Raw genomic sequence first — 26,340 nt, forward strand, 5'->3', positions numbered from 1 at the left:
CCCTCGCCCGGCCGGGCGCGCCGGCGGGCCATGAAGCCTGATTCCCGTTTGTTCTCTTCGGCCGTCCCTGGTTGGTCCGGGCGGCATCGTTACATATGTTGTCACATAGAACTGTTGTTCATAACAACAATAATATGCCGCGCTATCCCTTGGAGGGATGTATCGCGTCGAAGGGAATAGGGGGTTCTACCGTTTGCCGTAGGCGCGGAGCAGGGTCCGGACGGCGGCTCCGATGGTCTCGCCGGTGGAGCGGCCCGGCGGCAGGCCCAGCAGGGCGCGGTGATAGGTCTCGGCGCGGAGCATGCCGATGAACTGGTCGGCGATCACCATGGGGTCGGCGTCGGCCGCCAGTTCGCCCTTGGCCTGGAGCTGGGCCACCGAGGCGGAGATGGCCGCCTTGCCCCGGGCCGGGCCGGTCTCGTAGAAGGCCTGGGCCAGTTCCGGGGTGCGGACCGATTCCGCCACCACCACCCGGTAGAGCGCCAAGGCGTCGGGCGTCATCAGCAGGGTGAGCAGCCGCTCGGCATAGGTGGTGAAGGTCCTGGCCGCATCGAAGCTGTCGTCGGGGGTGGCGAAGACGAACGACGCCTCGCAGCGGCGGTGCATGATGGCGGCGAACAGCTGGTCCTTGCTGTCGAAATGGGCGTAGATGGTCGCCTTGGACACGCCGGCCCGGGCGGCCACCGCGTCCATGCTGGTGGCGGCGTAGCCTTCGTCCAGGAACAGACGCTGGGCGGCGTCGAGAATGGCTTCCCGCTTGGCCGAGGGTTTGGACCGGGTCCGGGTCTTGGTCATGGTGCCTTCCATGGGCAAAAACTAAACCACCCGGTTCAGTTTTGGGAAGAAAAATCTTGGGGCTATTCCACCAGCCCCGCCAGGGAATCGTCCAGGCGGGCGGGCTCGATCTCGGTCAGGCGGGGGCCATCGGTCCACACCAGCACGCAGCGCACCCGGTGGCGGGGATAGATGCAGGCCAGGGCCAGGCGGTAGGCGGCCATCTGCCGCACATAGATTTCCGGGACCTCGTCCGGCGTGGCGGGCGGGCGGCGGTTGGTCTTGTAATCGGCGACGATCACCTCGGTTTCGCTCACCGCCAGCCGGTCGACCCGGCCGGAGACCACCCGGTTGCCGATGCGCCCGACCAGCGGCACCTCGGCCCTGGACCCGGGGCCGAACAGCACCCCCAGCCCGGGATGGTCGAGGATGTCCGAGACCTCGTTGGCGATGTCCAGCCTCTCCCTGGTCTCCAGGCCGAAGGCCGGGCGCGACAGGAAGCGGAGCATGGCCCGCGACCGCTCGGCGGGGGCGAGGTCGGGCATGGTCTGCAGCAGGCGGTGGATCAGCCGGCCCCGCTGCCAGCGCGGCCTTCCGTCCAGTTCGGTCAGGGGCGAGCGTACGGTCGGCTCCTCGCCCTCGGGCCGCGAGGGGGCCAGCGGCCGGGGCGGCACCGGCTCGGCCTCGGCCGCGACCAGCGCCCAGTCGGGCAGCGGCGAGGGCGGGCGGTCGCCCGCGTCGGCGCTCTTGCTCCGTTCGGCCGGAGCGGTCTGGGCATTGGCCAGCACCAGCACCGGCCCCTCCGCCGTCTCTCCCGCCCCGGCCAGGAACGGATCGGCGAATTCGAGGGCGGTGGGGGCCAGGGCATCGCGCACCAGAGCGTGCCAACAGGTTTCGGGTGCCGCCTTCAGGCCGCGCCAGCCGCAGACGATCAGCCGGTCCTCGGCCCGGGTCATGGCGACGTAGAGCAGGCGGCGGTATTCCCGCTCGCGCGCCAGCTTGCGTGCCTGCGCGCCCTGGCGGCAGACGGAATCCATGTCCTCGGCCCGGGGCGGCCAGGCGGGAAGCTCGTCCTCGCCGTCGCCCAGCCACAGCAGCCGGGGCGAGCGGGCGGGCACCTGCATGGTGTCGGGCAAAAAGACGATGGGAGCCTGCAGGCCTTTCGAGCCGTGCACGGTCATGATGCGCACGGCGTCGCGCCCCCCTTGCTCCAGGTCGCGCTTGATCTCCAGCGCGCCGGCCTCCAGCCAGTGGAGGAAGCCCTGCAGCGACGGCGGATGGGCGCGCTCGAAAACCAGCGAGAGCGCCATGAACTCGTCGATGGCATCCTCGGCCTCGAGGCCCAGGCGGGCCAGCAGGCGTTTGCGCCCGCCCAGCGGCCCCAGCACCCGGGCATACAGGGTGTGGGGCGAGACGCGGTCGGCCTGGGCCAGCAGGTCGGAGAGCCGCCGGAAGGCGGTTTCGAACGCGCCCGCTTCGTCGGCCACGCCCTGGCGCAGCGCCTCCCACAGCCCCACATCCTTGCCGCGATGATGGGCCAGGGTGAACAGCTGGTCCTCGGTCAGGCCCACCAGCGGCCCCTTCAGCACGGTGGCCAGCGTCAGGTCGTCCTCGGGCAGCAGCAGAAACCGGCCCAGCGCCATCAGGTCCATCACCGCCATCTGCTCGGTCAGCACCATGCGGTCGGCACCCGCCACCTCGACCTTGCGGGTCTTCAGCTCGCGCACCAGGTCCTCGACGAAGCCGCCCCGGCGGCGCACCAGCACCAGCACGTCGCCGGCCCGCACCGGGCGGCCCTTGGACTCCAGCATCTCGCCGTCGATCATGGCGCGGATGCGACCCGCCACCAGCCGGGCCAGCCGGGTGCGGGGCGAATCGCCCCGGATGCGCTCCACCGGCGGCTTCCAGGCGGGGGTCTCGTCGGCGGGGCGCGGCTCGACGGCGGGCCACACCTCCACCCGCCCGGCCTGTCCCGAACGGTGGGGCAGATGGGTGATGTCCTCGTCCCCGGCCACCCCGTCGCGGCCCGGCCTGCCGGGCGCGAACACGGCGTTGACCGCGTCGAGCACGGCGGGGGCCGAACGGAAGGACAGGTTGAGCGCCACCTCGTCCCACACGCCGCCGCTGGCGGGCACATGGGCGGCGAAGGCCTCGCGCATGCGTTCGAACTCGCGCGGGTCGGCGCGCTGGAAGGAATAGATGGACTGCTTGGCGTCGCCCACCGCGAAGACGGTACGCAGGGTGTCCCGCGCGCCGCGCCCTGCGAAGAATTCCTCGGTCAGCTTCTCCACCACTGCCCACTGGTCGGGATTGGTGTCCTGGGCCTCGTCGATCAGCACGTGGTCGATGCCGCCGTCCAGCTTGAAGAGCACCCAGGGCGCCACGCCGGGCCGGGCCAGCAGGTCGCGGGCGCTCAGGATCAGGTCGTCGTAATCCATCAGGGCGCGGACGGCCTTGGCCCGGCGGTAGGACCCGAGCAGGGCGTCGCCCAAGGTCAGCAGCGCTCCCGTCGCCTCCAGGATGCGGGCGGCCTTGAGCCTCTCGCCCAGGCGGAGCAGCCGTTCGGCCTCGGCCAGCATGGCGGCCTCCACGCCGGGGAAGCCGTCGCGCACCGCCTTGGTGGCCAGGGTCTTGCGGATGGAGCCCTCGGCCGTCAGGAACTGGGCCGACCACGCGGCGAAGCCCTCCTTTCGCCCCGCCGGATCGGCCAGCCACCGGGCCATGGCCTCTCCGCGCTTGCGATCGGAATCCGAACCGGTCAGCAAAGCGGACACGGCGGCGCGCAGGGACTCGCCGTCGAAATGGGCCTCGTCCGCCGCCCAGGCCAGCAAGGTTTCCGGAGTGTCGCCCGTCTCCAGCCCCAGCCGGGCACCGAGCGCGGCCAGCGCGCCCTCCACCCCGCCGTGGCGGTCCAGCAGCCGCTCCAGCCGGCCGCGCTCGGCGGTCAGTTCCCCCATCAGCTCGGGAAAGGCGGTTTCGTGGACGCGGCCCGTCACCAGGGCCAGGGCGCCGCCCAGTTCCCCCGTGCCCTCACGGGCAAGGGCCAGTACCTCCAGCTTGGCGGCTTCCAGCAACTCGCCCGCGTCGCGGTCGTCCATCACCTGGAAGTGCGGCGCGATGCCCGCCTCGAGGGGAAAGCGGCGGAGCAGCGACTGGCAGAAGGCGTGGATGGTCTCCATGTGCATGCCGCCCGGCGCGTCCAGCAGGGCGGCGAACAGGCGGCGCGCCCCGGTCATCTCGCCGGCCGAGGGCAGGCGGCCCAGCAGACGCTCCAGATCGCCGGCCAGATCCTCGTCCCGCGCCGTCGCCCATTTGCCCAGCCGCCCGGCGATGCGGTTGGACATCTCGGCGGCGGCGGCCTTGGTGAAGGTGAGACAGAGGATCTTGTGGGGCGGCGTGCCGGCCAGCAGCAGGGTCAGCACCCGGTCGGTCAGCACCTTGGTCTTGCCGGTGCCGGCACTGGCCGCCACCCAGACGCTGGCTGTCGCGTCGGCGGCGCGGCGCTGGCGCCGGTCGGCGTCCTGGGAAAGAAGGGAGGGGGCGTCTGTCATGGGGTTCCCCCTACCTGTCACCCTGAGCCGCAGGCGAAGGGTCCTTCAGGCAATAGCGGCTGAAAGATGCTTCGCTGACGCTCATCATGACAAACCCATGGAAGGCCTCGCTCATAGAGTGCCTTCCAGAGCCTCGATCACCTGGGCCAGGGTGATGCCGTCGGCCCGGGCGGCGAAGCCCAGCGCCATGCGGTGACGCAGGATGGGCGCGGCCAGCGCCCGGACGTCATCGACCGACGGCGACAGGCGGCCCTGCAGCAGGGCCCGTGCCCTGGTGGCCAGCATCAGCGCCTGGGCGGCGCGCGGCCCCGGCCCCCAGGCCACGGCGCGGCGGACCAGATCCAGCGAAGTGCTTTCCGGCCGCCCCTGGCGCACCAGGGTCAGGATGGACTCCACCACCCCATCGCCCACCGGAATGCGCCGCACCAGCGCCTGGGCTTCCAGCAGGTCGGCGGCGGCCATGACCCGTTCCGGCTCGGCCGATCGCGCCCCGGTGGTGTCGATCAGCATGCGGCGCTCGGACTCCCGGTCGGGATAGCCCACGTCGATCTGCATGAGGAAGCGGTCCAGCTGCGCCTCGGGCAGGGGATAGGTGCCCTCCTGCTCCAGCGGATTCTGGGTGGCCAGCACGTGGAACGGCCGGGGCAGGTCATGGCGGGCGCCGGCCACGCTGACGTGATGCTCCTGCATGGCCTGCAGCAGGGCCGACTGGGTGCGAGGGCCGGCGCGGTTGATCTCGTCGGCCATCAGGAGCTGGCAGAACACCGGCCCCGGGATGAAGCGGAAGGCGCGCGCCCCGCCGGACCCTTCCTCCAGCACCTCGGAGCCCAGGATGTCGGGGGGCATCAAATCGGGGGTGAACTGCACCCGCTTGTCGTCCAGGCCCAGCACCACCCCCAGGGTGTGCACCAGCCGGGTCTTGGCCAGGCCGGGCAGGCCGATCAACAGGGCGTGACCCCCCGCCAGCAGCGTGATAAGACTCTGGTCGATGACCTCGTCCTGACCGAAAATGACGCGGCCGATGGCGGCGCGGGCTTCGGCCAGACGGGTGTCGAGGGCGGCGATGTCGTCGGGCGGGGCGGCGGAACTGGTGTGGGGTGTCATGGGGTGGCGCCTCGCGCGGGAAGAAGACTGCAGGAGCGGCCGAGTGAACCAGCCTTTGACCGATGCCCCTCCCGACGTGGACTACCCGGGACGGCTGCCCGAATATTGCGGCGATCTCGGCATCCGCATCGACCGGCAGGGACGTTGGTTCTACCATGGCTCGCCGATCAACCGCAAAGAGATGGTCTGCCTGTTCGCCTCGGTGCTGTACCGCGCCAGGGATGGCAGTTACCTTCTGATCACGCCGGGCGAGATGGGCCGTATCCAGGTGGATGACGTCCCCTTCCTGGCGGTCGAGATGTTCACCTGCGGGTCCGGCCGCGACATGGTGGTCAGTTTCCGCACCAACATGGACGAGATGGTCACGGTGGACAGGGACCATCCGCTTCGCATCGCGGAGGCCGAGGGCTCGGGGGAGCCGTCGCCCTACGTCACGGTGCGCGAGGGAATCGAGGCGCGGCTCAGCCGCTCGGTCTATTACGAACTGGTCGCCCTGGGATGGGAGGAGGACCGGGAGGGAGAAGCAGTTTACGGCCTATGGAGCAGCGGGAGCTTTTTTCCATTGGGGAGGCTGGAGCTTCCCGACTGACGCGCGAGGTGATCGCGCGCAAACTGGCCGACGGGTTCGACCCGCGCGGACGGGGCGACTCGGCCCTGGAATCCCTGGTCCAGGGCGGTGCCATCCGCCCCGGAGCCCCCATCGACGACGACACCCTGACTCCGGCGGCGGTGCTGGTTCCCCTGGTGGAGCGCGACGGGGGGGTGACGGTGATGCTGACCAAGCGCACCAATCATCTGGCCCATCATCCCGGCCAGATCAGTTTTCCCGGCGGCCGGCTCGAGCCCGAGGACAGGGGCGACTTCGCCACCTGCGCGCTGCGCGAGACCGAGGAGGAGACGGGTCTGGACCGCCATAAGGTGCGGCTGCTGGGGCGCCTCGACGATTACGTCACCGGCACCGGCTTCGTCATCACGCCGCTGGTGGGAATCATCGACCCGCCCTTCACGCTCGCCCCCGATTCCTTCGAGGTGGCCGAGGTGTTCGAGGTGCCGCTTGCCTTCATCCTGGACCAGGCCAACCACCAGTTGCAAAGCCGCGAGGTGCGCGGCATGCAGCGGCCCTTCTGGGCGATCACCTGGCAGGACAGGCTGATCTGGGGCGCCACCGCCGGCATCCTGGTCAACCTGTTCGAAGTGCTGATGCCCCGTGACGGGGACGGGATCCCGGAATGACCATGACTGTCGTCCCGAGCGCAGCCGAGGGATCTCATCCTGGCGGGATTTTTCAGAATTGGGACCGACGTCCCAAGCGGAGATCCCTCGCCGACGCTCGGGATGACAGGCTGGGGGGCGCATGAGCAACACCCGCCTCCACCTCAATCCCGGCGATCCCATCGGTCTATTGGGGCCGCAGGAGTGGATGGACGCGCCCGAGACCCGCGCCGTGGTGGCGGCCTTGCAGGCCGATGGCGCCCGGGTGCGCTTCGTCGGCGGCTGCGTGCGCGACGCGCTCCTGAAGCGTCCCATCCGGGACATCGACATCGCCACCCCCGACCCGCCCGAGCGGGTGCTGGCGCTGCTGGACGACGTGGGAATTCACGCCATTCCCACCGGCATCGACCACGGCACGGTGACGGCGGTGATCGGCAAGGCCCATTACGAGATCACCACCCTTCGGGTCGACGTGGAGAGCTTCGGCCGCCACGCCCGCATCGAGTACACCGACGACTGGCGGGCCGACGCCTCGCGGCGCGACTTCACCATGAACGCCCTGTCCGCCGACCCGGATGGCAACGTCTACGACCCCTTCGACGGCATCGCCGACATGGCGGCAGGAAGGGTGCGCTTCGTGGGCGAGCCGGAGAAGCGCATCGAGGAGGACGCGCTGCGCCTCTTGCGCTTCTTCCGCTTTCACGCCCATTACGGCCGTGGCATCGCCATGGAGACGCGGGCGCTGAATGCCTGCCGCCGCATGGCCGGACGGCTGGAGGGGCTTTCGGGCGAGCGGGTGGCGGGGGAACTGGTCCGCCTGCTGCTGGCCGACGACCCGACGCCGTCGCTGCTGGTCATGCACAGCCACGGCATCCTGGCCCACATCCTGCCCGAGGCGGGCGAGTTCGGGCGGCTGCGCACCCTGGCCTGGCTGGAACACCGGGGGCTGGCCCGCCCCGAAATCCGCCCCGATGCCATGCGGCGTCTGGCCGCCTTGCTGGTGACGGATCGGGCCGGCGCCCTGGCGCTGGGCGAGCGGCTGAAACTGTCCGGCGTTCAGGCCAAACGGGTGGCGGCCATGGCGGAACCCCGAATCCTGGTGGATTCCTCCATGGACGCGCCCGCCATCCGTCGGGCCTTGCGCAAGGTGGGGAGCGACGAGTTCCGGGATCTGGTTATGGTGGCCTGGGCGGCGCGACGTGCCCTGGAGGCGCGGCCCGATGCCGCCGATTCCGAGCGCTGGTCCGCCCTGCTGGACGCCGCACGCGACTGGGTGCCGGTGGAATTGCCGGTGAAAGGACGCGATCTGTTGGAAATGGGGGTGCCGCACGGCCCCGAAATCGGCGGACTTCTCTCCGCCTTGGACGCTTGGTGGGAGGATCTGGATTACCGCCCGGATCGCGCCCGGTGCCTGGACAAGCTGAGGGACCTCATGGCAGGGCGGTCATAGGCCGAAAGCGCCGGCGAATTCCATATCGGCCTCCAGGCGCTCGAGCCCGAGCACCACGCCGCGACCTTTCTGACGGGCCTGCCGCAGCATCTGTTCCAGGGCCAGCTCGCTACACTTCACGCATTGATTGCAGCCGCGCCCCGAGGCGCAGTTCAACACCTGATGCAGCTCGTCCACGTCCAGCGGAAGCGAACGCTGCTCCCAACCACAAGGGCCTTCTTTGGGGCCAATTTTCACCATATTGAACAACCTCACCGGACAATAAAGGGGAGACCGCCAATGGCGCCTCCCCCCTTCAACCCAGTTAAGATTATCCCATGAAAATGATGCGGGCATTGGGGCATGCGTATATGCAAACGTCATGAACCATGGCCGTTTACAAATGGTTCTTCGACGGAAGGGTTAATGTCCGCACCTTATCTAGGTATTTATACGGCCGTCCCCCCCACCGTCAGCCCGTCCATGCGCAGGGTCGGCTGGCCCACGCCCACCGGCACGCCCTGGCCGTCCTTGCCACAGGTGCCGATGCCGGGGTCGAGCGCCAGATCGTTGCCGATCATGGTGACGCGGGTGAGCGCGTCGGGGCCGTTGCCGATCAGGGTGGCGCCCTTGACCGCCGGGCCGAGCTTGCCGTTCTCGATCAGATAGGCCTCGGAAGCCGAGAACACGAACTTGCCGTTGGTGATGTCCACCTGGCCGCCGCCGAAATTGACGGCGTAGATGCCGCGCGGCACCGAGGCGACGATCTCGGCCGGGTCCTTGTCTCCCGCCAGCATGAAGGTGTTGGTCATGCGCGGAATGGGGGCGTGGGCATAGGATTGCCGCCTTCCGTTGCCGGTGGCGGCGACACCCATCAGCCGCGCGTTCATGCGGTCCTGGAGATAGCCCACCAGGATGCCGTCCTCGATCAGCACGGTGCGGGACGTGGGGGTGCCCTCGTCGTCGATGGACAGCGAGCCGCGCCGGTCGGGAATGGTGCCGTCGTCCACCACGGTGACGCCGGGCGAGGCGACGCGGGCCCCGACCTTGCCGGTGAAGGCCGAGGTGGCCTTGCGGTTGAAATCGCCTTCCAGGCCATGGCCCACCGCCTCGTGCAGCATGACGCCGGGCCAGCCGTTGCCCAGCACCACCGGCATCTCGCCGGCCGGAGCAGGCACCGAGCCCAGATTGACCGAGGCCTGGCGCAGCGCCTCGTCGGCGCAATGGTGCCAGTCGGCCAGCCCCATCACCCCGCCATAGCCGATGCGCCCGCCCATGCCGTGGCCGCCGGTCTCCATGCGATCGCCTTCGGCCAGCACCACGTTGACGCCGAGGCGCACCATGGGGCGGATGTCGGCGGCGAGCGTGCCGTCGGCCCGCAGGATGGTCACCGCCTGCCACGACCCGGCCAGGGAGGCGGTCACCTGCCGCACCCTATTGTCCTTGGCGCGGGTATAGGAATCGATCTCCTCCAGCAGCCGCACCTTGTCCTCGAAGGGCACCTGGGACAGCGGATTGACCTCGGTGTACAGCGCCCGGGCGCCGGCCACCGGCGCTGCCGCCATGGTGCCGGAATGGCCGGAACGCACGGCGCGCACCGTGGCGGCGGCGCGGCGGATGGCCGCTTCCGACAGGTCGGAGCCGTGGGCGTAGCCGTGGGCCTCGCCCGCCACGGCGCGCAGGCCGAAGCCCTGGGTGGTGTCGAAGCTGGCGCTCTTGATCTGGCCGTCGTCCAGCACCAGGGATTCCGACTGCCGGTATTCCAGGAACAGTTCGCCGTCGTCGGCACCGGCCAGCGCCTCGGCGACGATGCGGCGCAATGCGTCCGCATCGAGGCCGGTTTGGGTGAAGAACAGGTCCTGGGCCACGGCGAGGTTGGACATAAAGGCTCCTGACGGAAGGGGACGGGTTGGTGTAAACCTGGAAATCCAAGCATCTCTTATCGGAGACATATGGGCAATGGCCGAAGGCTTGCCAATCCGGCTCAACGAACATGCCCAGCGGCGCGGCCTGGCCGGCGAAGTCCACGCCCGGCCCTACGAGATGCTGTCCGCTCCGGTGCGGGCCTCGCAACTGGCCATGGTCCACGCCGACCCCGATGCCGAGCGCGAACATCTGGCCCGCCTGCTGGCCAGCCACGGCGCCGAGCCGCCGGGCGACGGCGCGGGGTACTTCATCCGCGACCTGGGCGGCTTGCGTCTGCGCTGGGAGCGGCATTCGGAATTCTCCACCTATACGGTGATGCGCTTCGACCCGTTCGACGACGGCTTCGCCGCCACCGCGCTGGACCTCATGCCCCGCGACTGGCTGGAAGCCATCCCGGGCGAGGCCATGACCGCCGTTCACGTGCTGGTGGCCAGGGAGCTGCCCGCCGATCTGGGGCCGCTGTTCGACGGCAATTCCCTGGTGGGGTCCAAGGTGCTGTGGGGCGCCGGCGAGGCCTGGACCGATTTCCGCCTGCACGCCGACGGCTTCTCCCGGGTGGTGCTGAAGGATTGCGGCCTCAGCCGGGGCCAGACCGGACGGCTGGTCCAGCGCCTCCTCGAGATCGAGACCTACCGCATGATGGCGCTGCTGGCCTTTCCCCTGGCCCGCCAGTCGGCCCCCGAGATCGCCCGCATCGACCGTGAGCTGGCCGGCATCGTCAGCCAGCTGGCCGATCCGGCCGTGCAGCAGAACGACCGCGAGCTGCTGGAGCACCTCACCCGTCTGGCCGCCGAGGCGGAGCGGCTGGACGCCGCCACCAGCTTCCGCCTGTCGGCGGCCAAGGCCTATTACGCCATCGTCTGCCGCCGCATCGAGGAATTGCGGGAAGAGCGCATCCCCGGCCTGCAGACCTTCGCCGAATTCATCGACCGGCGCCTGGGCCCCGCCATGAAGACCTGCGACTCGGTGTCCGAGCGCCAGCAATTGCTGGCGACGAGGGTATCGCGGGCCGGCGACCTGCTGCGCACCCGGGTGGACATCGCGCTGGAGGAGAAGAACCGCGACCTGCTGAACTCCATGAACCGGCGGGCGGAATTGCAGCTGCGCCTGCAGGAGACGGTGGAGGGCCTGTCGGTGGTGGCCATCAGCTATTACCTGCTGGGCCTGATCGGCTATCTCGCCAAGGGGCTGAAATCGGTGGGGCTGCCGGTGGATTACGACCTGGCCGGGCTGATCGGCCTGCCGGTGGTGGCGGGCGCCGTGTGGCTGGGGGTGCGGCGATTGCGGAAGGCGCTGAACCACAAGGGCGAGTGACCTGCCTTGTCATCCTGACGCCCAAAGGGCGGAAGGATCTTTCAGCCGCGAGCGGAACCACTTGTACCTGAAAGATGCTTCGGCTTCGCCTCAGCATGACAGGTCAGTTCATGGGCCGGCTGGTATGATTACAGCGGCCAGGGGCTCTTGGTGCGGACCAGTTCGGCGAAAAGGTCGGCGGGAACCGCCTTGCTGAAGAAGAAGCCCTGGGCCTCGTCCACCTTGTGGGATTGAAGGAAGTCCAACTGCTCCTGGGTCTCGATGCCTTCCACGTTGACCCGGGTTCCCAGCGAGTGGCCGAGATTGACGATGGCTTCCACCACGGCGGCGTTGTCGGGGTGCAGGCCGATGTCCACCACGAAGGAGCGGTCGATCTTCAGCTTGTCCACCGGGAAGCGCTTCAGGTAGTTGAGCGACGAATAGCCGGTGCCGAAATCGTCGATGGAGATCACCACCCCCATGGCGCGCAGGCCCTGCAGCACCTCGATGGTGGCATCCACGTTCTGCATGGCGATGCCCTCGGTGATCTCCAGCTGCAGCTGATCGGCGGCCAGCCCGGTCTGGGCCAGGATGTCGGCCACCATGGTGATGACGCTCTGGGTCTGCTTGAACTGGGCGGGCGACAGGTTGACGGCGATCTTCAGGGGCTCCAGCCCTTCCCGGAGCCACTCGCGGCCCTGCAGGCAGGCGCGGTGCAGAATCCAGCGGCCCAGCGGGCCGATCAGGTCGGAACGCTCGATGATCGGGATGAACTCGCCCGGCGGAATCCAGCCCCGCGTCGGGTGGCGCCAGCGCAAGAGCGCCTCGCAGCCGACGATGCGCCGGGTACTCATCTCGATCAGCGGCTGGTAGTGCAGCTCCAGCTGGTCGGTGCCCAGCGCCTGGCGCAGGTCGTGCTCGATGATCTTGCGGGCGCGGACCTCGGCATCCATCTGCGCCACGTAGAAATGGTAGTTGTTCCGCCCCTCGGCCTTGGAGCGGAACATGGCGAGGTCGGCGTTCTTCAGCAGCTGGTCGGCGTCGGAGGCGTCGTCGGGAAAGAGGGTGATGCCGATGGAGGTGCTGGTGCGCACCTCGTGCTCGTCCAGGCCGAAGGGGTCGGCGATGCCGGCAATGATGCTTTCCGCCACCCGCGACGCGCCTTCCATGTCGTCGAGATTGGTGAGGATCACCGCGAATTCGTCGCCGCCCAGCCGCGCCACCGTATCGGTCTCGCGCACGCAGCGGGTCAGGCGCTTGGCCACGGCGCGCAGCAGAAGATCGCCCACGTGGTGGCCCAGCGTGTCGTTGATGTCCTTGAACTTGTCGAGGTCGAGGAACATCAGGGCCAGCTTCCAGCCCGACCGCTTGGCCTGGGCCAGATTCTGCCGCAGGCGCTCCTGGAACAGCACCCGGTTGGGCAGGTCGGTGAGCGAATCGTGGTGGGCCAGGTGCTGGATGCGGGCGGCGGCCAGCTTGCGCTCGGTGACGTCGCGGCCGACCAGGACCAGGCCGCGGCGGCTGCCATCGGGGTTGAACAGCGGAATCTTCAGCATGTCGAAGACCTTGGTGCCCCGGGTGGGGGTCTCCATGGCCTTCTCGTAGGTCAGCGGCTTGCCGTCCTTCCAGGCGCGCTCGTCGGTCTCCTTGGCGGTGGTGAGGAATTCCTGGAAATTGTGCGACAGCCGGGCCAGCTCCTGGCCGGTGCGCCCGACGTAATCCACCCCCGCGAGCCCCACCAGATCCAGGTAGAACTGGTTGGCCACCAGCCAGCGTCCCTTGCCGTCCTTGAAGCAGATCAGGTCGGGCATGGCATTGATCAGGGTGGTCAGCCATTCCTTCTGATTGCGCAGCTCCGCCTCGTTGGCCTTGCGCAGCGTGATGTCGTGGCCGATGGCGACGAACAGGCGCTGGCCGCCCAGTTCCATGGCCGCCAGCGACAGCTCCAGGGGGAAGCGGGCGCGGATCTTGCGCACCCCCGTCACCTCGGTGCGATGGTCGAGGAAGGTATCGGGTTCGGTCAGCTCGGGGATCAGCAGGGTCACCGGCTTGCCGACGATCTCGGGGGGCGCATATCCGAAGATGCGCTCGGCGGACGGGTTGTAGGTGCCGATGGCCCCGTCGTCGCCGAAGGTGACGATGGCGTCGGCGGTGTTGTCGACGATGGCCCGGTTGTGCAACTCGGACAGGCGGTAGTTCTCGGCCAGCGCCTCCATGGTGCGGGCCTGCTGGCGCAGCAGCGCCTCGCGCGAGGCCATGGATGTGACGTCGAAGATCTGGATCAGCCCGGCCCGCCGCCCGCCGGCATCCAGCGGCTTGATCACCACGATCTGGTGCATGGCCTCGCGCCGGTCGGGGCGGGCGCCCTTGCGCTCCAGGGGAAACAGCGTGCGGTTGAGCGACGACGACAGCATGGCGGCCAGCCCGCTGTTCAGCGCCTGGTCGATGGCCTCGGCGATGCGGCTTTCGGCCAGGGCAGGAAAGATTTCCGGAATGGTGCGGCCCAGCGCCTCGGCCGCCGGAATGCCCGACGCTTCCACCACCCAGGCGTTCCACAGGACGGTGCGGCCCTCGCCGTCCAGCAGGATGAAGCCCATCTCCGTGGCGTCGGTCAGGGTCCGCAGGAAGGTGTCGGAGACCTGCGTGCCCATCTAGCCCCCGATGACCCTGGAGACATAGGCCGAGACCGCGTCGGCGAAGTGCCGGGCCGAGACGATGTCCATGACGAAGGCGAGGTAGCCCTGGACGCCCCGGGCCGCCAGCGAGAAATCCACCTGCAGGAACATCACCAGCTCGGTGTCCGGGTGCTTGGCCTCCAGGATGCCGGCGCCGCGCCCGCGCAGGTAGATGGGCAGCGAGCTTTCGATGACCAGGCCCAGCTGGTTGGCCAGGCTGCCGAGGCAGGCATTGAGAATGACGTTGCCCACCTCCAGCAGGGCCTCCTGCTCCAGTTCGGTGAGTGAATTCATGGGGACCGTGTCGCCCAGCATGGACCGCACCAGATCCAGGCTGCGCCGTTCGGGGAAGATCAGCAGGATGTCGCCGGAAAAGCTGCTGGAGAAGTGCTGGCGCACCGCCACCGACTCGGCGCCGGCGGTGGCGCCGTCCAGCCGCTCCGCCGCCACCGACGGGGACAGGAACTCGATGAACGGCACCGACAGGGCGATCTGGTCGCGGACCATGCGCGACAGGGAGGCCGCCGCCTGTCCGATGGCGACGTTCAGGATTTCCTCGACGGCATCGCGTTCCAGCGCGCCGATGATCTCCGTCATGGCGCCCCGCCTCCGCCGGTCAGGAAGCGGACCAGCAACTCGTCGCGAAGCGGCTTGGCGATGTAACCGATGCCCAGACGCGTCGCCTCTTCGCGGACGGAATCCTGGATGTTGGCGGTCAGCAGCGACAACGCCGCCGAGGGGATGCGCTGGCGGAACAGACGGGCGGTTTCCAGCCCGCCCATGCCGGGCATGTTGACGTCCATCAGGACGAAGTCGGGGGGCGAGGCAAGGGCCATGTCCAGCGCCTCCTCGCCGGAGGTGGCTTCCTGGATGGTCCAGCCCGGGCAGAACTTCTCCACCACCGAACGGGTCATCATGCGGGCGACCCGGCTGTCATCGACCAGTAGCACGGTGCGGCTCGTCATGATTTCACTCCGGCAAGAGACCATACAAATCTATGCTTGACGCCTTGCCGCGCCGCAAGGGTAAAGTCCTGGTCGAGGCTTGGCGCGGGAGAATGAAATGATGGTCAGCCACCACGCGGCCCTTATCTACGTCATGGTCATGGTATCGGCCGCCGACGGCGACATGACCGACCCCGAATTGCGCATGATCGGCGAGATCGTCAACTTCCTGCCCATCTTCCGCGACTACGATCCGGATCTGCTGACCCGGACCACCGCCGCCTGTGCCGAGATTCTCGATTCCGACGACGGGCTGAACCGGATTCTCGACGTGATCAAGGTGTCGCTGCCCCCGAAGCTGCGCGAGACCGCCTACGCCCTGGCCTGCGACGTGGCCGCCGCCGACCGGGACCCCCACAAGGAGGTCATGCGGCTGCTGGAATTGTTCCGTCACCGTCTGGACATCGACCGCCTGGCGGCCGCCGCCATCGAGCGCGGCGCCATGGCCCGCTTCGCCATCCTGCCGGTTCACGCCTGACGGTGGGACCGGAGTGGCGACAGGGTCTTGCAAATCCCCCGGAGCGGCGCTACTTTCCGCCCCTCGGCCAGCCCGCTCGGGCCGGCCGCCGCCGTGTGCCGGCGTAGCTCAGTTGGTAGAGCAGCGCATTCGTAATGCGCGGGTCGGGAGTTCGAGTCTCTTCGCCGGCACCATTCTTTTCAAGGGGTTAGCGGTAATTCGCTGGCCCCTTGACCATTTCTGGGGCGTTTTGGGTAACGGATTGGGTAACATTCGACGGGGGCGTTACCCCAGGGGTGTTACCCTATGTACGTGCCGTCGCCTGGTCACTGTCGGTGGGGGACTTCACGCTCATGCTCGACGACAAGGTCAGCGTGGGCACGAAGGTCACGGCGCACGTTCTGGTCCATGGGGTCGAGGATAACCTTCACACCCTCTCTTCGCACGAACTTGAACGCCGGGATGAAATCGCTATCCCCCGTAACCACAATGACGGCCCGGACCATATCACGGAGCGCTAGGCGGGCAAGGTCGAGCCCAACCCTCATGTCAACGCCCTTCTGGCTCACGTTGAGGTCAAAGTCCTCGTCAGCCAACTCTCTCGGCACTTTCACAAGGTCATTGGCGACCCGCTCTTTGATCCGCCACTTGGTAGGGGGGAGCACCGTCTCCCCCATGCGGAGGGCAAAATGCGGCTTCAATTCTAGCTGGTCGTGGAGGCTCTGCGCCGCACGATAGCGTTCCGTCGATGCCAGGTTATAAGGCTTCCGGGACACCGGCCTAGCAACCTGCTCTGAGGATGGGGGCGCATCATAGTAATAGACGCGAAGCAGCTCATAATCCGCAACTTCCGGCAGCGCCTGAAGCCGGCCACATTCAGTCACGATGTCGTCAGCGTTTGCGGTTCGCTTGAGCTTGGCGTGCAGCTTTTTAGTGATGAAACCACCATCAATTAGGATGGCGTAGAGCGGGCGGAGCATCCGATTTCCTCTGTGGCGCGCTCTTGAAAGACTTGGAGCCGGCCCACTCCCTAGCTTTCGCCCCCGCATCGCGGGTTGTCGGAATGGGCCGGCTCTCTCGTCTATTTCGTCGGGCAGTTCCCGCCCTGTAAGGAGAAATATGGGCAAGCCCGCCCGCGACAGTCAAGCCGAAACCATAACACCCGGATATCTCATGGCATCTCATGGCGTCTCGTCCCGCCATGAAGCAGCCATTGCCGTGGGGTGCAAAAGCTGCACCCCATCGCCGATGCGCTTGGCAGGACGCAGGAAGTCCGCATCCTCGACGATGACGAAAAGGATTTCATCGACATTGTCGATGGAACGCCGGGCACCCCTCGCCGCGCCATCATCAACGAGAGCGGCCTCTATTCGCTGGTCCTAACCAGCCGCAAGCCCGAGGCCAAGCGGTTCAAAAAGTGGTGCCCGAGTTTCTGAAACCCGCCGAATTTTCGGAAGCCGTCCGGCATCGGAAAATGCGCGAAATTCGGGCCTAGCCCAGGGGGCGGGGGCGACATGAGCATGGTGCCCTGGGTGGGGGTGGAAGGCGGTGGGCAGCGGGCCGTCGGTCCAGGTCGGCGCCGTGCTCCGGACGCCGCCGGGCCTCGGGGTCGGACCGGGCCGGACGGTGCCCCCAGGGTGGCGGTGTTTGCCATCTGATTGCCCGAATGACAAACAGGCCATCCGATCCGCGTCGGACTTTTCGGACCCATGGCGGACGAAACCGGACGGGGCGGCCAAAGTCGCCGGGCTCCAAGTCGGCGGCGGCATTGGGTGCTCCGGGGTTGCGTCTCCGTCCGGTTTGAGCGCCACGAAACCGGCGGAAAATCGCGGAAAATCAAGCCTTCACGGACGGTCGAATTCGTGCTGGTCATGGTGTCCTCACAATACGGAGGACCACGCCATGTTTGCCAACGACAACACCGCCCCGACCGCCGCCATGTTCAACGCCGAGATGGAGGGCGCCGGGCTGCCCTACGCGCTTGAAACCTATGGCTTCGGCGGCTGGTGGGCGATGGTCAGCACCATCAGCGAGGACGCCGTTGAGATGATCCAGGCCCTAGACGAGGCGTCCGCCGTCCGGAAAGCGCGGGCGTGGTTGGGTCGGGCCATCCGGCAGCCGGTCGCGGTGGTCGTGCATCTAGAGGGGTGGAGGGGCGAATAACGCCTCCCTGACGCCCACCAGCTTGACCGCGAGAGGGGCATGGCTGTATCTTATTCCTGAGAAATAGATACGTGAAACACGGCCAACATAAGGCAGGAGGCCAGTATGAGCGCGATAGAAACCACGAAGGCACTGGCCTATTTCCGCACTTCCAGCGCCGCAAACGTGGGCGGGGATAGCGATGCCCGCCAGCGTCTTGCCGTCCAGCGTTATGCCGCCAGTGTTGGGCTGGAAATCACCAGGGAGTTCTACGACGCCGCCGTGTCCGGTGCTGATCCACTGGACGAACGCCCAGGGTTCGCTGAGCTGCTGGCCTTCGCCAAGGAGCACGGGATCGGGACCATCATCGTTGAGACGGCCAACCGCTTCGCTCGTCACCTGATGGTGCAAGAGCTGGGATTGCAGATGCTCAAGCGCGAGGGGCTGCAACTCATTGCCGCTGACAGCCCCGCCGCCTTCACCGACAGCGACGACCCAATGGTGGAAGCCGTGCGGCAGATATTGGGCGTGATGGCCCAGCTTGAGAAGGCGATGACAGTCGCCAAGCTGAGGGCGGCGCGGGATCGCCGCGCCAGCGCCGCAGGAAAGCGCACAGAGGGGCGGAAGGGCTATGACGACACAAACCCCGCCCTGGTGCGGGAGGCCAAGCGGTTGGCCCGGAAATCGCCCAGGACTGGCCAGGCGCGGTCGCTGCGTCAGATCGCGGCGGAGCTGGCGGCGGCAGGGTTCACCACCGCCAAGGGCACAGCGTTCTCAGCGGGGCAGGTTAAGCGCCTGTTGGACTACGAGACGCCGACCAAGTAGCTCAATCCCACGGGTCGGGATCGACAGCCTGGTCGTCCTCCAGATCGGCGGCGGCCTGGTGCTCAATCTGCGCCTGGCCAGGCTCAATGGTGATGGTGGCCGCCTGTGCCGCGCATTCCCGCTGTAAGTCCTCGACGGCACGAAGGGCTGATGTCACGCGGTCCCGCTGTTCGGTGGCGACGCGCTCAAGTTCGGCCAGGTTCATTTCGGACAGGGGCTTTTCGCTGCCATCGTTGGTGGCCTGGCCCCGCGCATTCAGAAATTCGGCGGCCTGCAACACCAGCTGGACGCCACGGACCCGGACACCGGGAGGCGTAGCTTCGTCCGCGATGATCGTATCGAGAACCCGGAGCGACCGGGGGACCATCTCCGAAATCATAGCCCGCTGGCGCTCACGGATGGCGTTGAGAACGTTCGGCGTCCTCATAAGGCGGTATCCGATGTGCCGGGCCTGGTCTTGCGGTTGGAACCCGGCCTGTCGGGCGGCGGCGGTCGGGGTCTGGCCAGAAATCACGGCGTCGATAAAGGCTGATTGTTTGGTCGTCAGAGTGGACATTCAAAACCTCGGCTTCTCGGGTCAGAGGGGTGAAAAAGTGCCCGTCTGGGGTTGGGCTGTGTACGGGTGGACAATCAATGCAGCGTCCGCAACCAGGCCAGCGGGTCCGCATCGCCGCGTCGGCACAGTGTCAACACGCCGATCAGGTCGATGCGCTGTTCATCGAGGGCCAGTATCAGATCATCGCGCCCGGCCTCCACCGCCTCGCCCAATTCGAGAAGCATGGCCTCGGCCTCGTCCAGATACGCCACGACGGCCTGGTCGTTCATGCCCATGGTGCAGCTCCTCCAGTGAGATGGATCACGGCGTCTTGGAACGCGGCGGGGAACGCCTGCCGCAGCAGCTTGGCGCTTGCAAGCTCACGGTCCTTCCCGGTCAGCCCGTCCAACGTGCGCTTCGTTGTCGGGCGGCGCAGGAAGTCCCGTGCCTGCCGACCGATGGCGCGCTCCAATGCTTTCATGGTGATGGTTTCAGGCTCACCGCTCATGGGCGCCTCCTCGATTTCGATTGGGGTTGGGGGCTCGGCCAGGTGCGACGCCTCGACCTGTTCCGGCGTCTCGCTGGGGATCGACGCGGCCACGGGCTCCCAGCGGTCCAACTGGCCAAGCCACTGCTCGGCAGCGGCGCGGGGGTCGGGGTGACGGCGTGCGTTGACCAGCACAACGCCGCCTTGCCGCGTCCCCTCGCGCCTATACTGGAAGGGCAGAAAGCCTAAAGCTGACTTTGTGGAAAACGCTAATAGAGAGCTACTATTAGGGAATTCCACAAACTCGCCAGCGCACCACCGGTCAAGGTCTGCGCTTGCTTGGGCGTGGTTTTTGGTCCAGTCGCGCCACGCCTGATACTCCCAACCCACCACCAACGCCTGCCCCTTGCGGTCCACAGGCACAACGCCCCGCGCAATCATCAGCTCGACGGGGCCAGCCGTGCGCATCAGCTCGTCGAACTCCACCAGGTCATCGACCGGTTCGCGGATCACCAGATCGGTCAGGACGAACACCGCCAGCGGGTTTTCGGCACCACGCCGGACGCCGCGCCCCCGCCCGACAGCTTGCGACACCTCGGCGTTGGCGATGGCCGCGCGGACGGCTTCGACTTTTGGGTCCGGATGGTGATGGACTTCCGCCAGGCGCTCGGCCCCGTCCGCCATCCGCCGCCGGGCCATCGTCTTGGGGTAAAAGCCTGCAATCCGTTTGACCGGGACGCCGTAGATGATTTCCGCCAGGTCTTCGGCGTCATCGGGGGCCGCCTCGGGCCGTCCGATCACCACCAGGGCCGCGACGCCCTTATAACGGTCCACACCACGGACGACGCCGAAATGCAGCGTTTCGACATTGGTGGGGATCAACCCCGACGCCGCCATCTGGTGCTCGGCGCCCTTGGGCATGATCGCCAGAACGTCCGGGCGGCTCCCGTCCGGCAGCAAGGCTCCCTTGCCGTTGAAGCGTGCGGCCAGGACTTCCAGGAAGCGCCCAAGCTCGGCCTGGGCGTTGCGCTGGGTCGTCTGCTTCTCCGGGGCGGCCTCGGGGTTCACGACTACGGCGGACTTCCCCAACGTCCGGTCCGTGACCTGCACCACCTTCATGTGAGGGGCGGCGGCCAATGCCTCGGCCTTGACCATTAGGCCGGGCAACCAGGCGCGCGCCACGGCCTCGTCGCCGTCAGCGTCCAGATAGGCCACATCGGCCCGAAGCCATTGCTCATGGACGGGCTCGCGCCACTTAAGCTCCACCGCCACGGCACCGGATTTTGTACGGCGCCTTATCGCCGCCGGGCCTGTCCGGCCATCCACCAGGTCCGCCGCCACCAGCAGCAGCCGGGCGACCTTGTGGACCTTCGCGTTGATCGTACTGGCGGTGGCTGTGGCTGAAACCACTTCGTCCGGGCTCATGTCGGGGTCAACCAACTTCCCAACGTCCTGGTGACACCGCCAGGCGTAGACCCAAGCCTTCCGCAGCACATCGGCTCCGCCAGTGGCCTCATGGATTGCCAGAGGGTCAACCGGGCCGTCCGCCGCGTCTTCGATAACTTTTCGCAGCCCCTCCAGGACGGAACGCAGCTCGGAAGTGGCCTTGTCGTCGGGCTCACCCCGGCGGGCTGGCACCTCCCAATCCTCGGGCGCCAGGTCAACTAGGCGCACTCGGTATGGGGACGCGCCGAAGCCGCCCACCAGTCCCTTCCAGGGCGCCTCGTCGATCACCACCAGGTCGAAATGCCGGGGTTGGATTTGGACTTCCTCGCCGTCGCGCTCGATCACCAGGGGTGGGCGCCGCGTCGCCTTCGGGGGTGCCGCCGACAGCATGGCGCCGGGCATGATCCAGAGCCGTGCGCGTGCCCGAAGCTGGACCTGGTAGGCGCAAGCGCCCTCACCGGCGACGGCGGGATGCCGTGAGCAGTGACCGCGCTTTGGCGACCCGCACAGGTGCTCGCGTCGCCCGCCTGCCTTCTCCAACGCCTCGACACTCTGATGCATCGGGCACATGGCTTCACCCTGGCCATTCGGGGCAGGCTGGGAGATGCCGCGCCAAGTGGTCGCCACGATCTCTCCCGCAGCCTGGTTTAACCTCTCCTCAACACCGGCGGCTAACCCGTGCTCAGGCACGAAGTAGGCGACGCGGGCGTCCGGGTCCATCCGCAGCAGCTCAACGATGCGGCGGACCATTGCCTCGGTCTTGCCGATGCCGGTGCCGACGATTATTGCGGACTGGTCCGTTTCCGGACGGGTCGGGCGTTCATCGTCGTCGTCCCACACCGCGTGGTCGTCGCGGCCATTGATGCAATAGGCGTCCCATGCGGCGCGCTTGGCGGCGGTATCCGCGCCGAAGTCCGCGAGGGCCGCCACCACCAGGTCCGACGCCTCCTCGACCGTCGCAGTCGGCAGGGCCGGGGCAGTGGCCGCCCTCACCAGCTTGCGGCGCTCTGCCTCGATCAGGTCGCGGATCATCCCGTCCAGGTTCCCGCCGGTCACATAGGCGCGGGCGTCTTCGCGGGTCCGGGTTCCATCACCAGCGTCTAGGAAGGGCGAACGCTCGACCCAATGCCGCACGGCCTGGCGCAATGGCTCCGGGTCCATATGAACGCCGTGAGAAGCGACCCATGCGCCGACCCCGGCCAGCATCTGGCGGCGGATGTTGCCATTGATGCCAATGCCCCGAAGGAAGCCCTCCCAGCCTCTCCCGACCCGGACAGCGTCAGGGGTCACTTGGACCTCACCGGCGCCGACGCCCGCACGCTTTGCGATGGTCCGCACCGCCTTGCCGCGCTCGGAGGCCATGAGCGCCAAGTCTTCCTCGGACGGCAGGCGCAGCGTTACGGCCTGGTGCTCCCCCGCCAGCATGAAGGTACGCCGACCTGCGAACGGGTCCGCCAATCCGTCCAGCAGCACGGGGCGCGCGGCAAAGTGGGGCTGCACCGGGGTGAAAACCGCCGGATCGACAAGCTTGAACCCCCCGGTTCGGTGATTGACCCAACCAGCCCACCTACGGGCTTCCGGGCTGCCGACGGGCTCACGCAGCCACACCCACATGTGCGCCCTGAACAATCCCGGCGGCGCGGACAGGCCAGCGGACGCCGAGAGCTGCACCACCATGGCGGCGGCGTGGAACTCTTCGGGGAGCAGGCTCCGGGCGTAGCGGGCCGCGCCCTCGGGGTCCGCCGCCAGGTCATCAAGCCACGGCGGAAGCCCCAAGCCGTCGATGTCCAGGCAGAGCCACCGGCGGGGAGTGTCCTCAATGTCGCCCGCGTCGCCGTGCTTCTCGGTGGTCCGGCGGTTCACACGGCGCCCCGTGCGTCCGGAGCCCTTGAGGCGTGCCAGTTCGCCGTGACCTTCGGCAATCTGCCCCCGGACGATGAACCCGTCGCCGTCCGTCTCCAGGGCGCGCAGTAGATTGAACAGGCCGCTGATGCCAATGACCTGGTGGCGCTGTGCCAAGAAGACCGCACCCAGATCGTAATCCCTGGCCTTGACGGCAAGGCGGTTCCCAGATGGATCGGGGGCGAAGCTCTTGGACGCGGCATGACCCGGCAGAACCCGCAGCACTGTTACAGTGTCGGCGGCGTCAAGCTGGCCTGGGACCTCGATTTCTGGTAGGGTTCGGTCGCTCATGAAGCACACCCGTTCGGACGCGGGGGAAGAGGGGGCCGCCTGCCAGGGCGGCCCTTTCGCTATTCGGTCTTGGGCAAGCCCTGGACCCACGCGCGCAGCTCGTTTTGCAGCTCGGCCACCACAGCGGCGAACTCGGTCGGGTGTTCGTGCGACGTGAACAGATGTTCCTCATCCACGATGCCCACGACCCAATGCGGCGTGCAGAACTCCACCAGGCCCGTGGCGTTACGCCGCAGGATTGGGTTGTAACCGCGTGTCGCCAGGACGGTGCCCCCGTCCTCCAGGTTCCACCGGACGAACGGCAGGATGCAGCGGAACCGGCTGTACTCGGCGTTGGTCAGCCGCTCATCGCTGGGGAGCACCAGAAACGCCTCGATCAATGCCAGTTTGGTTTCGGGCGGCAGCACCATGGCATCGCCCGCGCGCCCGTAGAGCTTACTGTCGGCAAGGGCGGGGTAGGCCGGATGGCGAAACCACCGGGCCAAGGGAGTGCGCAAGATTTCCTTCGCAGAAGGGGGGCGCTCGTCAGGGTACATTTCCACCTCGCGTCATGTGTCCAAGCCGAGCCTGGCGCAACACCGCCCCGGCCATCAATCTATGGTTAAATCGGCATTCAACCGTCAGGCCGTGCCATCCAGCAGCGCCTTCCATGGGAAGCCCGGCTGGTCGATCCCGAGGCGCCGGGCGTTGTAGAGCCAACGCGCCCCATTCCCCGTGGGCTCTCGGCCTTCATGGATGGCTGCGCCAGCTTCTCGCGCCGCCTCCAGGGCCGCCGGGTGGGCCAAGTTCCGAGCCCATTCGGCGCGGGTCGTCCGGGCAACCCCACTGGCCGCCAGCACTTTGTGCCCGGCCTGGATCGCCTTCATTGGCGCCGCCACCCTGTTGCCGTGGAACTCGACGGCCTCGCAGAACATCGCCCGAGCAATCGGGCCGATCAGCGGGACCAGAATTTGTCCGCCGCGCTTGGAAGTCACTGGCGGCGCGAGGGCTCCAACTCCCCAGCCCGTGGCCGCAAAGACCAAGCTGGAAAAGGCTATCAGGTCCGATGTTCCCGGCTGGAATAAGGCTGGCAGCTTCACGGCCAAGTGGGCTTGCTGGATCAGGAGCCCGGCCCGGATGTCGTCGCTATGGGCGTCGCCGGGTTCCAGCCAAGCCGAGCCAGCCTCGCCATAGGCCGGGTCGTCCAGGTCCGCCGCGACACTCAGGGCAGAGCCTCTGTGATGCGCCAGCCACCAGCCGACCGGAGCCGAGAGAATACCGTTGAAGATGTGGGCGCACTGGTCGGCGGCGGCGTCGCGCCCGGTGTGGTCATTGAGCCCTGGGTCGGCGTACCGCTCGGCCAGGTCCAGCGCACCGCACAAGGCCAGGATTGCGCCTCGGGCCTGGTCCGGGATGGCGACGCCGACCAGGGCATCCCGGACGGCGTCCGAAATCGTCGAGGGCATCACTCACCTGCCGGCGCAGAGGTGGTGCTCGGCGTCGGGCCTTTGCGGGCGGCGCCCACGGGCTGGTCGTCGATCCAGGCATCCACCAGGCCGCGCCGCCAGTAGTTCCGGCCATTGATTACCGTCGGGGCCGGAAAGTCGTTCTCCTTGCGCCAGCGCCAAAGGGTCATGTGACTGACGCCCAAGACGGCGAGGACTTTCGGCTGAGAGAGAAGAGCGTTGTCTGCGTCGATCATGCTGCCTCCATCACGTGACGATGGAGGGCGGCGGGACACGCGCACTCGACCATCGCCGCGTTGTTCGCGGTTGGGATGATCGAGCGCCGCTTTGGCTGCTTGCCAGGACCGGGCGCCACCCGGCTCTTAAAAGCGTTGAAGTCGTCTCGCCCTAATTAGGACGCGGGCTCTGGCTGGCTGGGATGCTAACACATCATATCGCGGCGTCAAGAGCCAGAACCCGCCAAATGTGGTGATGGGCTACCCTGTCATGGAAACGACGTTGCTCGGGCGTTTCTCCCCCAGCAGCTTCGCCACGAAACCAGCCCAAGCGATCAATGCCGCCTGGCGTTCCCGCAGGTACTTGGCCTTGTTATAGACGCCAGCGACGCCCGCCTTCGAGGCGCCAGAGACATGGTTCACCACCGCCTCGACCACATGCGGCGAAATTTCTAAGTCCTCATTCATGACCGTGACCATGGTCCGGCGCAGATCATGAAGGGTCCATTCGGGCATCGGGGGGAGTCCGGCCTTGTCGCGGCCCTCGGCTATCCTGGCGTCAACCAAGCCCTTGGCGCGGCTAAATCCAGAGGCGGCACTGCCCCCGTACCGTGAGAATAGATAGCCCTCGTCCCCGATCTCGGGGCGGCCTTTAATGATTTCGACGGCAGACGGAGCCAGGGGGACCACATGGGGGCGTCCATTCTTGGTCCGGGCGCCCGGTATCTCCCAGGTCGGGGCGTCACCGTCCAGCCCGGATAACTCGGCCCAGCGCATCCCAGCAACCTCGGCGCGGCGTTGGCCGGTCAGCAGCAGCAACCTGAACAGGTCGGAGAAGATGCTGCCCCCTGCCTCGAAGGCGGGCCAGACTTCGGCAATTTCGGCATGGGTAAGTGTCCGCTCTCCGACGTTCTTCTTCCCTGGTGGGGCAATCCGCGCCGTTGGCGGAACGTCGATCACGTCTTTCTCGGCGCACCAGTTGAAGAACTTGCCAAGATGGGTGAGAAGGTTATTCGCAGCACCGCCTCTCCCCGCCCGCATCTTGGCGTCAATAACGGCCCGAACGTCCGCGCGGGTGATGGACGCCACCGGCAGTTTCGCCCATGCCGCCGTGTCGGGTCCGAACAGTGCCCGCCTATACTCGCGGGCAGTGCTGGGGGAAAGCCCCTTGGGCTCCACGTACTGTTCCATGAACCGCTGGCCCACGACAGCAAAGGTGTTGCCAGCTTTCTCCGCGTTGTCCTGGCGCTCCCTGGCCTTTACCTGGCGAGGGTCAATGCCGCTATGGGCCATCTCGGCAAGTTCGCCCGCCTTTAGCCGCGCCTCAGCCAGAGTGTAGCCGGGCTCGCTCTCACGGGTCTTGGCCCTGCCGATGGTCAAGCGGGTCAGTTGGCCGTTTATGCGGATCATCAGGAAGAACTGCCGGGCTCCGGTATGCGAAACCCGGAGGCCGAACGCCGGAAGGATGGTGTCGAAATAGTCAATCCGGCCAGCGTCTGGGGGCGCAAGCCTGGCAACAGCGGCGGCGGTGAGCTTCATCTTGGGCATGGCCATGACCATTTTTGTGGGTAACGACGGGGTAACACATTTGACCAGTTATGGGCCGTTCCGGCATGTTACGCTATGA

At 67.4% G+C, this 26,340-nt stretch carries 24 protein-coding genes and 1 tRNA gene; 9 read left to right on the forward strand and 16 right to left on the reverse strand.

Features of this window, described 5'->3' with window-relative positions; all coding sequences use genetic code 11:
- Positions 1–186: 186 nt before the first annotated feature.
- The 3 genes from ACV4UZ_RS18975 to ACV4UZ_RS18985 form a co-directional block, all read right to left on the reverse strand.
- The gene (locus tag ACV4UZ_RS18975) at positions 187–795 is read right to left on the reverse strand and encodes a TetR/AcrR family transcriptional regulator (protein ID WP_491602340.1); all 609 of its coding nucleotides are present in this window, start codon (positions 793–795) and stop codon (positions 187–189) included.
- Between the two features lie 62 nt (positions 796–857).
- Positions 858–4,325 carry a double-strand break repair helicase AddA gene (gene addA, locus ACV4UZ_RS18980; protein ID WP_491602341.1) on the reverse strand — a complete coding sequence of 1,156 codons (3,468 nt, stop codon included), beginning with the start codon at positions 4,323–4,325 and terminating at the stop codon, positions 858–860.
- 111 nt (positions 4,326–4,436) lie between these two features.
- Positions 4,437–5,429, reverse strand: a complete 993-nt coding sequence (locus ACV4UZ_RS18985) for an AAA family ATPase (RefSeq protein ID WP_491602342.1) — start codon at positions 5,427–5,429, stop codon at positions 4,437–4,439.
- Between the two features lie 43 nt (positions 5,430–5,472).
- On the opposite strand from ACV4UZ_RS18985, the gene ACV4UZ_RS18990 reads away from it, so the two are divergent.
- The 3 genes from ACV4UZ_RS18990 to ACV4UZ_RS19000 all read left to right on the forward strand — a co-directional run bounded on the left by ACV4UZ_RS18990 (position 5,473) and on the right by ACV4UZ_RS19000 (position 8,091).
- Positions 5,473–6,018: a DUF1285 domain-containing protein gene (locus tag ACV4UZ_RS18990; RefSeq protein ID WP_491602343.1), complete on the forward strand. Its 546-nt coding sequence runs from the start codon at positions 5,473–5,475 to the stop codon at positions 6,016–6,018.
- Positions 5,967–6,662: an NUDIX hydrolase gene (locus ACV4UZ_RS18995; RefSeq protein WP_491602344.1), complete on the forward strand. Its 696-nt coding sequence runs from the start codon at positions 5,967–5,969 to the stop codon at positions 6,660–6,662. The genes ACV4UZ_RS18990 and ACV4UZ_RS18995 overlap by 52 nt, the downstream gene beginning before the upstream one ends.
- A 121-nt stretch (positions 6,663–6,783) precedes the next feature.
- On the forward strand, positions 6,784–8,091 hold the full coding sequence (locus ACV4UZ_RS19000) for a CCA tRNA nucleotidyltransferase (protein WP_491602345.1): 1,308 nt from the start codon (positions 6,784–6,786) through the stop codon (positions 8,089–8,091).
- Here the strand turns inward: ACV4UZ_RS19000 and ACV4UZ_RS19005 are convergent.
- Both ACV4UZ_RS19005 and tldD read right to left on the reverse strand, forming a co-directional pair.
- Complete coding sequence (locus ACV4UZ_RS19005) at positions 8,086–8,331, reverse strand: hypothetical protein (RefSeq protein ID WP_491602346.1); 246 nt, start codon at positions 8,329–8,331, stop codon at positions 8,086–8,088. The two genes, ACV4UZ_RS19000 and ACV4UZ_RS19005, sit on opposite strands and share 6 nt — an antisense overlap.
- A gap of 188 nt (positions 8,332–8,519) precedes the next feature.
- The gene (gene tldD, locus ACV4UZ_RS19010; protein ID WP_491602347.1) at positions 8,520–9,953 is read right to left on the reverse strand and encodes a metalloprotease TldD; all 1,434 of its coding nucleotides are present in this window, start codon (positions 9,951–9,953) and stop codon (positions 8,520–8,522) included.
- Between the two features lie 76 nt (positions 9,954–10,029).
- Between tldD and ACV4UZ_RS19015 the strand changes: the two genes are divergently transcribed.
- A complete protein-coding gene (locus ACV4UZ_RS19015; RefSeq protein ID WP_491602348.1) occupies positions 10,030–11,310 on the forward strand; it encodes a DUF3422 family protein in 1,281 nt (426 codons plus the stop codon).
- 128 nt (positions 11,311–11,438) lie between these two features.
- On the opposite strand, the gene ACV4UZ_RS19020 is transcribed toward ACV4UZ_RS19015, so the two are convergent.
- From ACV4UZ_RS19020 to ACV4UZ_RS19030, 3 genes are read right to left on the reverse strand one after another with little or no spacing between them, the layout of a single operon-like run.
- The gene (locus ACV4UZ_RS19020; protein ID WP_491602349.1) at positions 11,439–13,940 is read right to left on the reverse strand and encodes a sensor domain-containing protein; all 2,502 of its coding nucleotides are present in this window, start codon (positions 13,938–13,940) and stop codon (positions 11,439–11,441) included.
- Positions 13,941–14,561 carry a chemotaxis protein CheC gene (locus ACV4UZ_RS19025; RefSeq protein WP_491602350.1) on the reverse strand — a complete coding sequence of 207 codons (621 nt, stop codon included), beginning with the start codon at positions 14,559–14,561 and terminating at the stop codon, positions 13,941–13,943.
- The gene (locus ACV4UZ_RS19030; protein ID WP_491602351.1) at positions 14,558–14,929 is read right to left on the reverse strand and encodes a response regulator; all 372 of its coding nucleotides are present in this window, start codon (positions 14,927–14,929) and stop codon (positions 14,558–14,560) included. The genes ACV4UZ_RS19025 and ACV4UZ_RS19030 overlap by 4 nt, the downstream gene beginning before the upstream one ends.
- Positions 14,930–15,026: 97 nt before the next feature.
- Here ACV4UZ_RS19030 and ACV4UZ_RS19035 point away from each other — a divergent pair, with 97 nt between their 5' ends.
- Positions 15,027–15,446 carry a tellurite resistance TerB family protein gene (locus ACV4UZ_RS19035; protein WP_491602352.1) on the forward strand — a complete coding sequence of 140 codons (420 nt, stop codon included), beginning with the start codon at positions 15,027–15,029 and terminating at the stop codon, positions 15,444–15,446.
- Positions 15,447–15,543: 97 nt separating this feature from the next.
- Positions 15,544–15,619, forward strand: a tRNA-Thr gene (locus tag ACV4UZ_RS19040).
- A gap of 132 nt (positions 15,620–15,751) precedes the next feature.
- Here the strand turns inward: ACV4UZ_RS19040 and ACV4UZ_RS19045 are convergent.
- Positions 15,752–16,405 carry an NYN domain-containing protein gene (locus ACV4UZ_RS19045; protein ID WP_491602353.1) on the reverse strand — a complete coding sequence of 218 codons (654 nt, stop codon included), beginning with the start codon at positions 16,403–16,405 and terminating at the stop codon, positions 15,752–15,754.
- A gap of 243 nt (positions 16,406–16,648) precedes the next feature.
- Here ACV4UZ_RS19045 and ACV4UZ_RS19050 point away from each other — a divergent pair, with 243 nt between their 5' ends.
- The 3 genes from ACV4UZ_RS19050 to ACV4UZ_RS19060 all read left to right on the forward strand — a co-directional run bounded on the left by ACV4UZ_RS19050 (position 16,649) and on the right by ACV4UZ_RS19060 (position 18,392).
- On the forward strand, positions 16,649–16,861 hold the full coding sequence (locus tag ACV4UZ_RS19050; RefSeq protein ID WP_491602354.1) for a BRO-N domain-containing protein: 213 nt from the start codon (positions 16,649–16,651) through the stop codon (positions 16,859–16,861).
- Between the two features lie 466 nt (positions 16,862–17,327).
- Positions 17,328–17,588, forward strand: coding sequence for a hypothetical protein (locus ACV4UZ_RS19055; RefSeq protein WP_491602355.1), 261 nt, complete (start codon positions 17,328–17,330; stop codon positions 17,586–17,588).
- A gap of 105 nt (positions 17,589–17,693) precedes the next feature.
- Positions 17,694–18,392 carry a recombinase family protein gene (locus ACV4UZ_RS19060; protein ID WP_491602356.1) on the forward strand — a complete coding sequence of 233 codons (699 nt, stop codon included), beginning with the start codon at positions 17,694–17,696 and terminating at the stop codon, positions 18,390–18,392.
- 1 nt (position 18,393) lies between these two features.
- Here the strand turns inward: ACV4UZ_RS19060 and ACV4UZ_RS19065 are convergent, their stop codons facing one another.
- The 7 genes from ACV4UZ_RS19065 to ACV4UZ_RS19095 all read right to left on the reverse strand — a co-directional run bounded on the left by ACV4UZ_RS19065 (position 18,394) and on the right by ACV4UZ_RS19095 (position 26,267).
- A complete protein-coding gene (locus tag ACV4UZ_RS19065) occupies positions 18,394–18,948 on the reverse strand; it encodes a terminase small subunit (RefSeq protein WP_491602357.1) in 555 nt (184 codons plus the stop codon).
- A 74-nt stretch (positions 18,949–19,022) separates the two neighbouring features.
- Positions 19,023–19,223, reverse strand: coding sequence for a hypothetical protein (locus tag ACV4UZ_RS19070; RefSeq protein WP_491602358.1), 201 nt, complete (start codon positions 19,221–19,223; stop codon positions 19,023–19,025).
- Entirely contained in the window at positions 19,214–23,053 is a 3,840-nt protein-coding gene (locus tag ACV4UZ_RS19075; RefSeq protein ID WP_491602359.1) for a hypothetical protein, read from the reverse strand. The genes ACV4UZ_RS19070 and ACV4UZ_RS19075 overlap by 10 nt, the downstream gene beginning before the upstream one ends.
- Before the next feature lie 59 nt (positions 23,054–23,112).
- Complete coding sequence (locus ACV4UZ_RS19080) at positions 23,113–23,550, reverse strand: hypothetical protein (protein WP_491602360.1); 438 nt, start codon at positions 23,548–23,550, stop codon at positions 23,113–23,115.
- 123 nt (positions 23,551–23,673) lie between these two features.
- Positions 23,674–24,498, reverse strand: a complete 825-nt coding sequence (locus tag ACV4UZ_RS19085; protein ID WP_491602361.1) for a hypothetical protein — start codon at positions 24,496–24,498, stop codon at positions 23,674–23,676.
- Positions 24,498–24,734 carry a helix-turn-helix transcriptional regulator gene (locus ACV4UZ_RS19090; protein ID WP_491602362.1) on the reverse strand — a complete coding sequence of 79 codons (237 nt, stop codon included), beginning with the start codon at positions 24,732–24,734 and terminating at the stop codon, positions 24,498–24,500. Before ACV4UZ_RS19090 ends, ACV4UZ_RS19085 begins: the two co-directional genes overlap by 1 nt.
- A gap of 240 nt (positions 24,735–24,974) precedes the next feature.
- A complete protein-coding gene (locus ACV4UZ_RS19095) occupies positions 24,975–26,267 on the reverse strand; it encodes a tyrosine-type recombinase/integrase (protein ID WP_491602363.1) in 1,293 nt (430 codons plus the stop codon).
- Positions 26,268–26,340: the final 73 nt, after the last annotated feature.

Source organism: Paramagnetospirillum sp. (assembly GCF_058402745.1).

Excerpts from the sequence above, each read along its gene's own strand:
- ACV4UZ_RS19005 (WP_491602346.1), bottom strand. The coding sequence starts at position 8,331 with ATGGTGAAAATTGGCCCCAAAGAAGGCCCTTGTGGTTGGGAGCAGCGT.
- ACV4UZ_RS19095 (WP_491602363.1), bottom strand. The coding sequence starts at position 26,267 with ATGGCCATGCCCAAGATGAAGCTCACCGCCGCCGCTGTTGCCAGGCTT.
- ACV4UZ_RS19025 (WP_491602350.1), bottom strand. The coding sequence starts at position 14,561 with ATGACGGAGATCATCGGCGCGCTGGAACGCGATGCCGTCGAGGAAATC.
- ACV4UZ_RS19015 (WP_491602348.1), top strand. The coding sequence starts at position 10,030 with ATGGCCGAAGGCTTGCCAATCCGGCTCAACGAACATGCCCAGCGGCGC.
- ACV4UZ_RS19035 (WP_491602352.1), top strand. The coding sequence starts at position 15,027 with ATGATGGTCAGCCACCACGCGGCCCTTATCTACGTCATGGTCATGGTA.
- addA (WP_491602341.1), bottom strand. The coding sequence starts at position 4,325 with ATGACAGACGCCCCCTCCCTTCTTTCCCAGGACGCCGACCGGCGCCAG.
- ACV4UZ_RS18975 (WP_491602340.1), bottom strand. The coding sequence starts at position 795 with ATGACCAAGACCCGGACCCGGTCCAAACCCTCGGCCAAGCGGGAAGCC.
- ACV4UZ_RS18985 (WP_491602342.1), bottom strand. The coding sequence starts at position 5,429 with ATGACACCCCACACCAGTTCCGCCGCCCCGCCCGACGACATCGCCGCC.
- ACV4UZ_RS18995 (WP_491602344.1), top strand. The coding sequence starts at position 5,967 with ATGGAGCAGCGGGAGCTTTTTTCCATTGGGGAGGCTGGAGCTTCCCGA.
- ACV4UZ_RS19060 (WP_491602356.1), top strand. The coding sequence starts at position 17,694 with ATGAGCGCGATAGAAACCACGAAGGCACTGGCCTATTTCCGCACTTCC.
- ACV4UZ_RS19085 (WP_491602361.1), bottom strand. The coding sequence starts at position 24,498 with ATGCCCTCGACGATTTCGGACGCCGTCCGGGATGCCCTGGTCGGCGTC.
- ACV4UZ_RS19070 (WP_491602358.1), bottom strand. The coding sequence starts at position 19,223 with ATGGGCATGAACGACCAGGCCGTCGTGGCGTATCTGGACGAGGCCGAG.
- ACV4UZ_RS19055 (WP_491602355.1), top strand. The coding sequence starts at position 17,328 with ATGTTTGCCAACGACAACACCGCCCCGACCGCCGCCATGTTCAACGCC.
- ACV4UZ_RS19090 (WP_491602362.1), bottom strand. The coding sequence starts at position 24,734 with ATGATCGACGCAGACAACGCTCTTCTCTCTCAGCCGAAAGTCCTCGCC.
- ACV4UZ_RS19030 (WP_491602351.1), bottom strand. The coding sequence starts at position 14,929 with ATGACGAGCCGCACCGTGCTACTGGTCGATGACAGCCGGGTCGCCCGC.
- ACV4UZ_RS19020 (WP_491602349.1), bottom strand. The coding sequence starts at position 13,940 with ATGGGCACGCAGGTCTCCGACACCTTCCTGCGGACCCTGACCGACGCC.
- ACV4UZ_RS19065 (WP_491602357.1), bottom strand. The coding sequence starts at position 18,948 with ATGTCCACTCTGACGACCAAACAATCAGCCTTTATCGACGCCGTGATT.
- tldD (WP_491602347.1), bottom strand. The coding sequence starts at position 9,953 with ATGTCCAACCTCGCCGTGGCCCAGGACCTGTTCTTCACCCAAACCGGC.
- ACV4UZ_RS19045 (WP_491602353.1), bottom strand. The coding sequence starts at position 16,405 with ATGCTCCGCCCGCTCTACGCCATCCTAATTGATGGTGGTTTCATCACT.
- ACV4UZ_RS19075 (WP_491602359.1), bottom strand. The coding sequence starts at position 23,053 with ATGAGCGACCGAACCCTACCAGAAATCGAGGTCCCAGGCCAGCTTGAC.
- ACV4UZ_RS19000 (WP_491602345.1), top strand. The coding sequence starts at position 6,784 with ATGAGCAACACCCGCCTCCACCTCAATCCCGGCGATCCCATCGGTCTA.